This is a genomic window from Salirhabdus sp. Marseille-P4669 (assembly GCF_900240405.1).
Taxonomy (GTDB): domain Bacteria; phylum Bacillota; class Bacilli; order Bacillales; family Alkalibacillaceae; genus OEQK01.
In genome coordinates, this window is sequence record NZ_OEQK01000004.1 from 1 (window position 1) to 13549 (window position 13549).

The following is a 13549-nucleotide window of genomic DNA, read 5'->3' on the forward strand; positions in this document are numbered from 1 at the left end:
CACCTAGCCAAGCTTGGCTAGGTGTGTGGGAGTCTATTTTCCACCCCAAATACCGGTTTAATTTTAATTTCCTCCATACAACAAAAAAGCTTGTAGAGAAAAAACACCTACTTTCTCTACAAGCTGAAAGCCAGTATACTTACTGGCTTTTAAATTTATTAAGAAGGGAGAAAATGTAATGGACAAAACATTTTATTAAAATAGAGGAAGTTATTACTTCTCACAAGTTGTAAAAATTCTCAAAGACTACAGATCTAGAATTAATTCTCTTCGAATAATGACTTCATGGCTTGAAGCATATCATCGTTTTGCTCATAATAAAAGTTACTTATTCTTATCGTGTTAAATCTAAATGTAGGTTTATTTTCCTCGTATATTTGTATAGAATACAAATACCCAACCCTATCCTCCTGATTTTTTTCTGGAATGAAAGCTATTTCACTTATACCTTCTAACCATTCGTTTATAACGGATTTTTCAGTAATAACCTTAAGTTCTCCACTCCCATGCCTAATTTCAATCCTTGTTACATCTGAAAGATTTGAAGGGTATAATTCTTTAAAAGTAGCTGATTTCAATGAATCACCAGATTGGCACCCAACAATCGCAAGTAAAGCACAACATATTATTAAAAATTTAAGTATACAAATTTTCATTACTTGTCCTCCCCATACATTTTTTTCAAATTATTAGGAATAGTCTTTTTATGAAGTTTACTTAATTGAAAATATATTATCATAAAAACCTAATAAAAATATATATCATTAAAAAAATAGTTAAATAGTATCAAAATTAACAATTTATGTTAAAAATAAAGGGTTTAAATAATTAATGAAGAATATTTTATTTATAAAATAATATAAGTGAGGTGTTTTTATTGGTGAGACGATCTTTAGTGAGTTTATTAAGTGTTATTATTCTAACTTCTAGTTTTAACTTAAATATTTTTGCAAAAACAAATGATAATTTAATTGAAATGAAGGAGGTAGAGGTAGAAGCATACGAGTATATTCAAAAAGTAAGTGATGAATTTTGGGAAGATTGGAAAGGTGCTAATCTTGGAAAAGGATTAACATTATATGATTTTGAAGGAAATATAACTGCATATTTATTTCCAGTTCAAGTCGATGACAATAAAAAGGGATATGTAATTTTTAGTGCAAATAAAATGCTCCCTGGTTTAATTGAGTCCGCTAGAGAAGGAGGACATCCATATGAAAATGTTAATGGTAAGCTAATTTACGTAGGTCCACTAATGTATTTTTCAAAGAAAAATTTTTCGGATTCTAAAATCTTTGATATTAGAATGTCAAAAAATATAGATAAAGTAAAATTAAAATCAAAAGGTCCTTTATCATCAGAAAATATAGCGAAATTTGCAGAAACTAACAATGATATATCTAACAACTCTATCTATGCAACTTCTTCAAGTCAGTATAAACTCATATCTGGTGTACCCGATTTCCAATGGTATATAGGTTGTTCTCCAACAAGTGGTGCAAATATTATTAAATGGTGGGATAATAATGGTAAATCAAACTTAGTAAGCACTTCAACGTCTATTAATGCATTAATAAGAACTTTAGCGGAATATATGGGCACTAATTGGTCAACTGGGGGAACAGCAGTGTCTGATATGGCTTATGGTATTAGACAATATATATCTAGTAAAGGATATACTAGTTCAGTAACAATGCATAGAGATCCAAGTTTTTCAACTTATAAATCCGAGATTAGTAATGGTAGACCAAATTGGGTTACTACCCTTAATCACCCAACATATGACACTCACGCAGTGACTGGTGTGGGGTATGAAGATATTGGTTATATGAATGCTATTGTCCATGATACATGGGGCAGTACATCAAGAGACGTATGGCTTAGATGGAATTCATATTTTCATTATGTAATTAATGTAAGAGTTTATTAATCCGTTGATTATTATTTTGTTCATACATGCCAAGCATTGTTAAAAACATTCAAAATAGCTCTAACTAGAGAGAAAAAAATGTTCAATAAGCTGAATTAGATATAATTTCAATTGTGTACATGATGGTGAAGTGAATCAATACAACAGACACTCCACCCTAATGTCCGCCTATCGAAAAATTGAAAATCCGAAATTTAAATATTATGTGTTGAATAAAAAAGCAGATGTATTTTTTGCGATGAAGGAGTTTTTTAGGAAAGCGGCAGTGGAAGCGTAATATCTTATTAAAAGCCAGTATACATTACTGGCTTTTTAGTTGTGCGAAAGGCATAGGTTATTTAACTTTCTTCCTTACTGGATTTCTAGCATAAACTCATGGGATAAGTGAAAATGTACTGCACAGCATTCGGTTACATTCTCAAAAACTAACGTTTGATAAAAAGTGCCTAAGCATGGTATAAGTATAAAGGGAGCAAAGATTTCTTTGCTTTTTATTTTGGGCGCTACATCAGGGATTTTCCCGATGCCTGTTAATGAGAGGATTGGAACTAGAGTATGACTGAAAATTTTTGGCATGAGTTACCACGGCCGTTTTTTATATTAGCACCAATGGAGGATGTCACAAATGTGGTTTTCCGCCACGTAGTAAGTGCGGCAGCTAGACCTGATGTGTTTTTTACAGAGTTTACGAATACAGAGAGCTTTTGTCACCCTGAAGGAAAAATGAGTGTTCGTGGGCGTTTGACGTATACAGAAGATGAACAACCAATTGTTGCCCATATATGGGGAGATAAGCCTGAATATTTTCGGGAAATGAGTATTGGTGTTGCGAAGCTAGGCTTTAAGGGTGTGGATATTAATATGGGTTGTCCTGCACCTAATGTTGCACCAAAAGGGAAGGGTTGCGGTCTTATCCGTCGTCCAGAAGTTGCTGCTGAGATTATCCAAGCAGCAAAAGCGGGAGGATTACCTGTAAGTGTAAAGACGAGACTTGGATACACCGAAGTAGAGGAATGGCGGGAATGGCTTACACACATTCTGAAACAAGACATCGTTAACCTTTCGATTCATCTTCGCACAAAAAAAGAGATGAGTAACGTGGATGCTCACTGGGAATTAATCCCGGAAATAAAGAAGCTTCGGGATGAGGTGGCACCAGATACACTGTTAACAATCAATGGTGATATTCCAGATCGTCAAACTGGTTTGGAACTTGTAAATCAATACGGTGTGGATGGGGTTATGATTGGGCGTGGTATTTTTAAAAATCCATTTGCCTTTGAAAAAGAACCGAAAGAGCATAGTAGTAAGGAATTGCTCGATCTTTTAAGATTGCAGCTGGAACTCCATGACAAATATTCAAAGGAATATGAAGCTCTTCCATTCAGACCGCTTCGTCGCTTTTTTAAGATCTATGTTCGTGGATTTAGAGGGGCGAGTGAATTAAGAAATGAATTGATGACCACAGATTCAACCGATGAAGTTCGTGAATTACTCGATCAATTTGAAGCCAATGTCGATACGATGCTTTTGAAATGAATAGATTGAGACTTTAACACTTCTAAACATGGATAAAAAATGTTTAGGAGTGTTTTTGTTATTGATCCCAAGTATGAAACCTTTTTTCACTCTGAATCGTAAAAGAAGTAACAACATAAACATCATCACTATTTAATAAGACCCATTAGAATCTTTTAAGTACAAATATGTATTTCTTGTAATAAGACAATAATAGTTCTAGCATCGATAAAAGTTTCTAAGGAGAGGATTAGACATGAAAAGGACACTGCTTTTAATTATTTCTATATTGCTTTTATCAGGCTGTTCTATGTTTAATGAAGTAAATGAATCGGTAAATTATGTGGATGAAGCTACACAATATATCCAGACATTAAGCGAATTTGGTAAGAATGTCCCTACATTAATACAAGAAACGAATCTGGAACAAGTAAATACCTATATAGCGGATGTTAAATCAGAAATTACTAATTTTATTACAATTGATCCTCCGCAAATTGCAAATGATGTTCACCAGCAGCTTGTTGTCTACGGGGAGGATATATTAAATACTCTGAATAATGCTGTTGAAAATGGAGAAATAGTAGTGGATCGAATTGCAAATTCGGATCTTTTTCAAACGATCCATAATGTATCGAACCTGATGAATACGATTGAAAATTTAGGATTGTAATGCATTGCAGTAAGTGAAATAGAGTCTGACTCCATTACGAATCAGACTCTATTTGTTTTTAATGCAATCGCTTTTCTGTTAATCTTAAATATTCATCAATTGCCGCTTTCACAGGTTGAACAGATGCTTCCCAGAAGTCTATATTGGAAATATCCTCATTTAAATACCGTTCTGCTAGCTGCTCTACTGTCATTCTACCTGTATTACGTAAAAGGTCATCATATTGTTCTAGGAATCCTTCTCCTTGTTCCTTAGCCAATGCATAAACACCATTGCTAAACATATATCCAATCGTATACGGGATATTGTAAAAAGCCTTCTCCGCGTTATAAAAGTGTCCTTGGGTTATCCAACGATACGTATCTTTCTCTTCAATGATATCCCCAAATAAATCATGAAAATGCTGATCCATTAATTCGGAAAGCTCCTCTGCAGATAGCATTCCTTCTTTGCGTTTGTTGTAAAACTGTTGTTCAAATTCAAACATAAAAGGTACTAGACTTAAATAAAGAATTCCATATGTAATTTTAGATTCCAGTAAGCTAAGTTTTTCTTGATCGTCTTTTGCGTGTGCAATTGCTGCATCTAATACCATATTCTCCATAAAGGTAGAAGCAGTCTCAGCAACACTCGTTCCTTTTTGTTGGGCAAAAAAGGCCTCATCCTTCATTACGTCATTATGGTAAGCGTGCCCAAGCTCATGTGCTATGGTAACTACGTCTTGATAATTGCCGCCAAAGGTTAGAAAGATTCGGCTTTCCTTTGCTAGTGGCATATACGCACAAAAGCCACCTGGAGCTTTGTTTGGGCGATTTTCTGCATCAATCCATTGTTGTTGAAAGGCATGTTTTGCAAAGCTTCCCACTTTTTCATGAAAGCGGCCAAACTGGCTCGTTACAATCTCAACCGCTTCCTCATACTTAATTTTTCGGTCAGACTTGAAGGTAGGGGTTAATAAGTCGTACCAGCCTAATTTCGGTGTGTTCAAAAGTTGTGCTTTCCTCGCTAAAAATTGTTGCACCATCGATCTGTTTCCGTGAATTGCTGCCATCATCGCCTGTAAGGATTTTTCTTGAATCCGATTTTGTTCCAACATTTCGTGTAATTGATTGCTCCAGCCTCGTTGCTTATAAACATCGAGTCGGAAACCAGCTATCCGATTCAAGACGGATGCAAAGGTGTCTGCGTTTTCTGCACAAACATTCCGAAATGCTTTTGCTAGCTTTTTGTTTTGCGCTCGGTCATCTGAGAACAAGGCACTAGCCTGTGCAACGGACAATTCTTCTAGTTTTCCGTCCTTTTCAAATGGAATTCGAAGTTCATCAATCATTAAATCATAATGGTTCTCCCAAGCTTTAATACCGTTTACAGAAAGACTCGCAATTAATTTTTCCATTTCAAGCGGTAATCTGCTTCCCACTTTTTCTTTTCGCTCTTCTAAGTAGAATAAATACGTTTTTACATCCTCATGGTTGTTCAATTCTTTCATAGCTTCTTTAGGAACTTTAGTTAGTAATTGATCAAAGTCGACTAATAATGCCTCTATTTTTGCGTTTAATTCTTCACTCTCATCATACAGCTTCTGGGCTTTTGTATCTTTTACATTGGCAGCTGTAGCGCAAATCAGAAATTCATTTACCTCAAAGGCTTCGCTCATAACGGTTTGAATATCATTCATTATGTTGACAAGCTGATCTACATCGGTATTTTCTATATCCATAGACTTGATGTGCTCACTTATAAGCGTAGTCTGCTTCTTTGTATTGTGTAGGCGAGCTTGTAATTTTTCGGACTCCCCAATACCTTCGTATAGCGTATGTAAGTCCCATGTTTCTTTTACTTTTAACACTAGGATTCCCCCTCTTTTATTCTTATATTAAGTATAGGGGATACTTGGTTTTTGCACCTCCAACTGAAGATGGAGATATGCTGCAACTTGAAATTGATTTTCCTTTAAACTCAAACACATAATTTACAACATTTGGTACATACTAATTTTGATTTAAGAAAGGAGTGAATACAGTGAAAAAAATACTGTTGGTATTAACAATCCTAGTCCTCAGCTTGTCATTCGTGAAGGTTGATGTTTCTGCTCAAACCGATACATACACAGTAAAGCCCGGTGACACACTTTGGAAAATTTCAGTAAAGTATCAAGTAGGATTATCGGAAATTATCAGTTCGAATCCTCAATTTAAAAATCCGAACTTGATCTATCCAGGTGACAAAGTTTATGTTCCATTAGGACAAGGAACACAGTCAGTAGAAGAAGAAGTAGCAAGGATTACGAACAACTATCGTGCACAAAATGGACTGCCAGCATTAACGTTTGATTGGCAATTGGCTCGGGTTGCTCGGTATAAATCAGTGGATATGCGGGATAAAGGATATTTTTCCCATACTTCACCAACGTATGGTTCACCATTTACAATGATCCAAAACTTTGGTATAACTTATACTCGTGCAGCAGAAAATATTGCAGCAGGGCAACGAACACCAGAGGAAGTTGTACAAGCATGGATGAACAGCCCAGGACATCGCAAAAATATATTAGATCCAAATGTTACACGGATTGGAGTAGGGTATGCGCAAGGTGGAAGTTATGGACATTATTGGACCCAAATGTTTATTAAACCTTAAAACTTACAGTTTAGCCCTTGTTTAAAAAACAAGGGCTTTTCCTTTTTAAAAGGTGCATGAAACAACAAGGATTACAAACAATAGGAAAGTGAAGCTTAGAAAGGGGAAATGAAATGGATATATTATTAGGTCTAATAGCTATTTTAATTGTTTTATTTATTGGCTATGTATTGTCAAATAATAAAAAAGAGATAAATTACATTGGTATTGTAATCATGCTTGTTCTTCAGTTTATTGTAACGTGGTTTTTATTCAATACCTCTGCAGGGATAAGTATTGTTAAAGGCATTTCAGCTGGATTTAATAAGTTAATTGAGTTTGGAAATGCTGGTGTAAGCTTCATTCTAGGTGGTATTGATAGCAATGGAAATGTCTTTTTCTTTAATGTGTTGTTATTAATCATCTTTTTCTCAACCTTGTTGTCTGTTCTAACGTATTTAAGAGTATTGCCACTCTTAATTAAATATCTTGGTGGTGCTTTAGCAAAAATAACTGGATTACCTCGTGTAGAATCGTTTAATGCGGTAAACAGTATCTTTTTTGGACAATCTGAGGCACTTATTGCGATTAAAACCCAGTTTCATCACTTAAATCGAAATCGATTATATATTGTTTGTGCTTCTGCTATGGGGTCGGTATCAGCTTCAATTGTTGGTGCATACATGCAGATGATTCCAGAAGAGTATGTGTTGGTTGCCCTACCATTAAACATGTTCTCCACGCTCATAATTGCTTCCATTATAGCACCTGTTAAAGTTAAGGATGAGGAAGATAAGGTAGATATAAAAGAAGTATCCGATTCCAAAAGTATTTTTGAGGCGATGGGAAACGGAGCGTTAGATGGTGGAAAAATTGCGTTGATTGTTGCGGCAAATTTAGTTGCATTTATTGCGTTATTGGAAATGGTAAACTGGTTTATCCAATTTGCATTCGCTGACCTAACGTTACAGCAAATACTAGGATATATTATTGCTCCACTTGGTATATTAATGGGAATATCTCCAAGTGAAGTAATCGATGCAGGAAGTATTATGGGTACCAAAATCGTAACGAATGAGTTTGTTGCGATGACGCAATTCCAAGATATGATCCCGAACATCTCGGAAAAAACGGTAGCGATTGTATCTGTATTTTTAACAAGCTTTGCAAACTTTTCTTCCATCGGTATTATTGCAGGAACAGTACAAGCGATTAATAGCGAAAAAGGAAGGGAAGTATCAAAATTTGGTCTGAAATTATTAATTGGTGCCACACTAGGCTCCATTCTTTCTGCAACTATTGCAGGTATCTTTATTTAATGACAAGCCGAAAACGAGAGCGTATTTTTCGTTTTCGGCTTTTATTATTTCTTGTCACACACCGTATATTGACAGTCTTATGCTTTCTCCAATACGCCCCTAAATTAGTTAGTTATAGAGATAAACTCCGATAATAAAAATGTATGCGCTTTAAAGTAATTATGAAGCTGTCCTCTAGGCAAGTTTTCGATAATTTCGCATAAAATACCACATAAATGTTTGTAAAATAGCATTTCTCAACCAATAGATCCAAAGTTATTCCAAAGAGAGGATGAATGCCATTGTGTGGTATTACAGGTATGGTGGATTGGAATGTCCATTTAGAAAAGGAACGAGAAAATTTAGAGAACATGACGAGTACATTAGCAAAACGTGGACCAGATGCAACGGGATATTGGATAAAAGATCATGTAGCTTTTGGTCATAAAAGGTTATCTGTTATTGACCTTGAGGGTGGAAAACAACCAATGTCGAAAAGGCATATCGATAACGAATATACTATGGTGTATAACGGTGAGTTATATAATACGGATGAGTTAAGAAGGGAGCTACTTAATAGAGGATATTCCTTCCGAACAACATCCGACACAGAAGTTTTACTTACTGCTTATATGGAGTGGAAAGAAGATTGTGTGGAACATTTAAATGGCATTTTTGCATTTGGAATATGGGATCATAATTGTGAAAAATTATTTGTGGCAAGAGACCGACTTGGTGTAAAACCTCTTTTTTACTTAGAACAAAGCGGGCGCCTATTGTTTGGTTCGGAGCTAAAGGCCATCTTGGCGAATGATCGTGTAGAGGCAGAAGTCGATCGAGATGGTCTAGCAGAAATTTTTGGTCTCGGTCCATCCCGAACACCAGGGCATGGCATCTTTAAAGGCTTCAAAGAGCTTCGTGCAGGGCACGCTCTAATGTTTTCGAAGGATGGCTTAAAGGTATGGCGTTATTGGAATGTGCAAAGCAAAGTGCATACAGACACGCTAGAAGAAACGGTAGAAAAGGTAAGGGCATTGTTTGTAGATGCGGTAACAAGACAGCTGGTGTCGGATGTCCCTTTATCTACCTTTTTATCAGGTGGGGTAGATTCAAGTGCAATTACTGCAATTGCAGCTAATTATTATAAAGAGACAGGGAAGGGAAAGCTTTCTACCTTTTCCATTGATTATCAAGGAAATGATCAATACTTTGAAAAAAGCAGTTTTCAGCCTTCTCAAGATCGTCCATTTATTGAGAAAATGGTCAAAGCTTTTGATACAAAACATCATGATGAACGAATTAGTGGTGAGGAATTAGCAGATTACTTAAAAGAAGCGGTACTTTTAAGGGACCAGCCAGGTATGGCAGATATTGATTCCTCCTTGCTTTGGTTTTGTCAAAAAATAAAAGAACATACAACCGTTAGCTTGTCAGGGGAATGTGCTGATGAAATATTTGGTGGTTATCCGTGGTTTCATCAACCTAATGAACAAGCAGATGCTGGATTCCCATGGATGACGTCGCTTGAATCCCGGATTGATTTACTACATGATACGTGGGCCGAGAAATTACGCTTGAAGGATTATGTTTATAAGAGATATAAAGAAACTATTAAGGAAACGCCTAAGCTAGATGGGGAAAACAGTGAGGATGCGCGTCGTAGAGAGCTTTTCTATTTAAATATGCACTGGTTTATGGCTCAATTGTTAGATCGGAAAGACCGGATGAGTATGGGGGCTAGTTTGGAGGTACGGGTCCCTTTTGCAGACCATAGATTAGTAGAATATGTTTGGAATATCCCGTGGGAGATGAAAAATTTAGAGGGAAGAGAGAAAGGCATTTTAAGAAAAGCCTTAGAAGGGATATTACCTGATGAAATCTTGTATCGCAAGAAGAATCCATATCCAAAAACATTCCAACCAGAGTATACGAAACAAGTCTCCAATTGGATGTATGACATTCTCGATGATCCGAATGCGCCACTATTTGAATTTTTTGACCGAGAAAAGGTCAGACGTATAGTAGATTCCGAGGGGAAGGAGTTTCAAGATCCTTGGTATGGGCAATTAATGAAAGGGCCACAGCTTATTGCGCATTTATGCCAAATCAATTATTGGTTAGAGCAATATAGTGTAAAGGTTAGCTTATAATAGAAAAATGCCAGCGTAGCAACATACGCTGGCATTTTTCTTTATTTAAGATAGATAAGGCTATTTTGGACCGGCTTCCATATTGGGTAGACTGTTCAATCTTTCAATTAACGTAGACCCTGAGGAAGCCACTTTTGGTTGGTTTTGAGGCGTATTGATCATAATATCTTTTAATTCATAAGCTTGTGACCCATGTTCTGCAAAATCCAAGCCAGCAATTTCTTCTTCCTCGGAAACTCTTACACCGGTAACTACTTTAATCAATCCAAACACAATAAATACAGCGAGTAATGTCCAAATGGTTGCAGCTAATACACCAATTGCTTGAATTCCTAGAAGCTCTGCACCACCGCCATAAAATAAACCGCCATTTGTTGCGAACAGTCCAACCGCTAGTGTACCCCAAATGCCGCATAATCCATGAACGGCGATTGCTCCAACTGGGTCATCAAGTTTCATTTTATGATCGATAAACGTGACCCCTTCCACTAATACAATACCGGACACCAAACCTATAATAATGGAGCCCATTAGTGAAACGTCTGCAGTTCCAGCTGTAATACCTACTAATCCACCAAGAGCGCCGTTTAATGTTAAGGATGCATCCATTTTTTTATAGCGTAATTGAGAGTAAAGGGCAGAAATAACAATAGCAGCAGAAGCGGATAACATTGTCGTAGAAATAACGTGTGGTACGACTGTCGTATCTGCAGCTAAGGCACTGCCCCCATTGAATCCGAACCAACCAAACCAAAGGAAGAACACACCTAATGCTCCAAGAGGGACATTACTTGCAGGAATAACATTTGATTTTCCGTTATTTGAGTACTTCCCAATACGTGGACCAAGCAACAGTACAGCAGCAACTGCACCAACTGCTCCCGTTAAGTGAACAACGGTAGAGCCCGCGAAATCGACGAAACCTAATTCCGATAACCAGCCGCCACCCCATACCCAATGACCAACAATTGGATAAATGAGTGCAGTCATAACAATTGTTAAAAGCAGGTAACTATGGATTTTTACCCGCTCTGCTACCGCACCAGAAATGATCGTTGCACATGTAGCAGCAAACATTGCTTGGAAAATAAAGAAGCCGATATCTTCTACACCAGATAGGAAAAATCCGTCTGTTCCAATAAATCCACCTGCTGAAGTACCAAACATGATGCCATAACCGACGATAAAGTAGATAATTGCTCCTAGTGAGATGGTTAAGAAGTTTTTCATAATGATGTTTAGGGAGTTTTTTGAACGAGTAAATCCGGTTTCCACCATGGTAAATCCAGCATGCATGAAAAATACCAAAACAGTTCCAAGCATGACCCAAACTAAATTAATATTTGCCTCCAATTGAATCCTCTCCTTTTTAATCTCTTTTAAAAAATGTACCAAGTGATAAGAAAAGCTAAGATGAAATAGCCTCTAATCCACTTTCTCCTGTACGAATTCGAATCGCATTCTCCACCGGGATAATAAAAATCTTTCCATCTCCAACATTTCCATTACTACAAACTGCTTGAATAACTGTAATGATTGGATCGACCTTGTCGTCTGTAACGACCATTTCTACTTTAATTTTCGGGAATAAGTTTATTTCGTATTTATTCCCACGAAATACCCCAGTTTGCCCCTCTTGTAAACCGCATCCAGCAGCTTCTGTGACTGTTAGACCATTTATTCCGGTGTCACCTAGTTTTTTTCGTAATAAAGGAAACTTTTCTGGACGAATTATTGCCTCAATCTTTTTCATCTCATCACACCTCCATTTTAATGTTAGGAAATATAACATCTTTTGTAATATGATATGTCATTGGAGTTTGAATTGCAAGAAAATTTTTGTTAATAAATACAACTTTTCGTTGTAATCGTTTTCATTTTGTGGTATGTGAAGTAATAAAAAAACCTTCCACATTATAAAGTGGAAGGTTTTGCATGCGTAACTGTTTTCTTTTGTAAATAACGTAAACGGAACAGTAGGGTAATAGCTCCTGCTGCCAAACCGCCTATTAAGCCAATCCAATATCCATATGGCCCGAAATCGGTATAGTTGGCCATGTAATATCCAAATGGTAGGCCGACTATCCAATAGGAAATAAACGCCATAATAGAAGTAATGTTTACATCCTTGTAACCACGTAGTGAGCCTTGTATTGGTGCACCGAAAGCATCCGACAATTGGAAGAAGATCGCATAAACTAAAAAATGAGTAGTTGCTTGAATTACTTCTGGATTGTTTGAATAAAGACTCGCAATCTGATAGTCGAATATATACATGATTGCTCCGCCGCCTAATGCTAAAAGAACAGCGGCACTAATACCTATCCAGCTATATTGCTTTGCATCCTTATAACGATGTCCCCCAACCTCAAAGCCGATACATATTGTAAGAGCCATCGATATGCTTAATGGAACCATGTAAAGCATAGATTGGAAATTCATCGCAGCCTGATGGGCGGCAATAGTGGTTGTATCATAGGAGCTCATAAATAGTGTAACTGCTGCAAAAATACTCGTCTCAAAAAAGATAGCAAAACCAATTGGAATTCCGATTCTTAATTGTTCCCACCATGCGGCCATAGAAGGCTTAACCCATTTAAAGATAGAAAACGTTGAGAAGGGATGGATTTTAAGTAAAACAATCATTCCAATTAATGTACACATAAAGTAGGTGATCGCAGAAGCAACACCTGCCCCAATCCCACCTAATTCTGGGAAACCGAACTTTCCAAATATGAATAAATAGTTAAAGACAATGTTAATAGGTAATGTTAGTAAAATTATAAACATAGAGACTCTCGTTTGTCCTAGAGCATCAATAAAGCAACGAATAATATTAAAAACAAATAAAGGTACTATTCCAGCACTAATTGCTACTAAATAATATTTCGCGATATGTCGTACCTCGCTGTCCAGATCCATGCTATTTAATATAGGATCTAGTAGAATAAAACCGAGAATAAATACACCGATAGCTAAAGCGATCGCTAAATAAATACCTTGCAACACCGTTTTGCCGACCTTATCTCGTTCACCAGCCCCCATTAACTGGGCGACAATAGGAGAGAGAGCTAATAAGATGCCGTTCAATCCAGTAAAAACAGGTGTCCATAAACTTGATCCAATTGCAACGCCAGCTAAATCATTTGCTCCTGCTCTCCCCGACATAACGGTATCAAAGAAATTCATGGAATATAAACCGACTTGTGTTACTAATATTGGGAATAAAATAACTAAAAATAACTTCCATTTTTCCGTTAAATTCTTTGTTGTGTACATAAAATACTTCCTTTTCTGCTCATTTTCTTTTACGATAAGATAAGTCATAAATTTACTTCATTATGTCGTATGATATGTAGAT

The 13549-nt window shown here is 36.6% G+C and carries 11 protein-coding genes and 1 pseudogene; 7 read left to right on the forward strand and 5 right to left on the reverse strand.

Annotated elements, in window-relative coordinates:
• Nucleotides 1-260: 260 nt before the first annotated feature.
• Nucleotides 261-656, reverse strand: coding sequence for a hypothetical protein (locus C1A05_RS08940; RefSeq protein ID WP_102027884.1), 396 nt, complete (start codon nucleotides 654-656; stop codon nucleotides 261-263).
• A gap of 224 nt (nucleotides 657-880) precedes the next feature.
• On the opposite strand from C1A05_RS08940, the gene C1A05_RS08945 reads away from it, so the two are divergent.
• From C1A05_RS08945 to C1A05_RS08960, 4 genes and pseudogenes are all read left to right on the forward strand, one after another.
• On the forward strand, nucleotides 881-1930 hold the full coding sequence (locus C1A05_RS08945; RefSeq protein ID WP_102027885.1) for a C39 family peptidase: 1050 nt from the start codon (nucleotides 881-883) through the stop codon (nucleotides 1928-1930).
• Nucleotides 1931-2054: 124 nt separating this feature from the next.
• A pseudogene (locus tag C1A05_RS18305) lies at nucleotides 2055-2207 on the forward strand (sporulation protein YhbH); the annotation flags it as partial.
• 278 nt (nucleotides 2208-2485) lie between these two features.
• Nucleotides 2486-3469, forward strand: coding sequence for a tRNA dihydrouridine synthase (locus C1A05_RS08955; protein ID WP_102027886.1), 984 nt, complete (start codon nucleotides 2486-2488; stop codon nucleotides 3467-3469).
• 235 nt (nucleotides 3470-3704) lie between these two features.
• Entirely contained in the window at nucleotides 3705-4121 is a 417-nt protein-coding gene (locus tag C1A05_RS08960) for a DUF6376 family protein (protein WP_102027887.1), read from the forward strand.
• 58 nt (nucleotides 4122-4179) lie between these two features.
• On the opposite strand, the gene C1A05_RS08965 is transcribed toward C1A05_RS08960, so the two are convergent.
• Entirely contained in the window at nucleotides 4180-5970 is a 1791-nt protein-coding gene (locus C1A05_RS08965; protein WP_102027888.1) for a M3 family oligoendopeptidase, read from the reverse strand.
• Between the two features lie 173 nt (nucleotides 5971-6143).
• Here C1A05_RS08965 and safA point away from each other — a divergent pair, with 173 nt between their 5' ends.
• From safA to asnB, 3 genes are all read left to right on the forward strand, one after another.
• A complete protein-coding gene (gene safA / locus C1A05_RS08970) occupies nucleotides 6144-6761 on the forward strand; it encodes a SafA/ExsA family spore coat assembly protein (RefSeq protein ID WP_102027889.1) in 618 nt (205 codons plus the stop codon).
• A gap of 113 nt (nucleotides 6762-6874) precedes the next feature.
• Nucleotides 6875-8059, forward strand: a complete 1185-nt coding sequence (locus tag C1A05_RS08975; RefSeq protein WP_102027890.1) for a NupC/NupG family nucleoside CNT transporter — start codon at nucleotides 6875-6877, stop codon at nucleotides 8057-8059.
• Nucleotides 8060-8340: 281 nt separating this feature from the next.
• Nucleotides 8341-10188: an asparagine synthase (glutamine-hydrolyzing) gene (gene asnB / locus C1A05_RS08980; RefSeq protein WP_102028167.1), complete on the forward strand. Its 1848-nt coding sequence runs from the start codon at nucleotides 8341-8343 to the stop codon at nucleotides 10186-10188.
• A gap of 60 nt (nucleotides 10189-10248) precedes the next feature.
• On the opposite strand, the gene C1A05_RS08985 is transcribed toward asnB, so the two are convergent.
• From C1A05_RS08985 to C1A05_RS08995, 3 genes are all read right to left on the reverse strand, one after another.
• Nucleotides 10249-11511 (reverse strand): ammonium transporter, encoded by a 1263-nt coding sequence (locus tag C1A05_RS08985; RefSeq protein ID WP_102028168.1) that lies wholly within the window; start codon nucleotides 11509-11511, stop codon nucleotides 10249-10251.
• Between the two features lie 85 nt (nucleotides 11512-11596).
• A complete protein-coding gene (locus C1A05_RS08990; RefSeq protein WP_102027891.1) occupies nucleotides 11597-11941 on the reverse strand; it encodes a P-II family nitrogen regulator in 345 nt (114 codons plus the stop codon).
• Between the two features lie 161 nt (nucleotides 11942-12102).
• Nucleotides 12103-13467 (reverse strand): MATE family efflux transporter, encoded by a 1365-nt coding sequence (locus tag C1A05_RS08995; protein WP_102027892.1) that lies wholly within the window; start codon nucleotides 13465-13467, stop codon nucleotides 12103-12105.
• Nucleotides 13468-13549 lie beyond the last annotated feature (82 nt).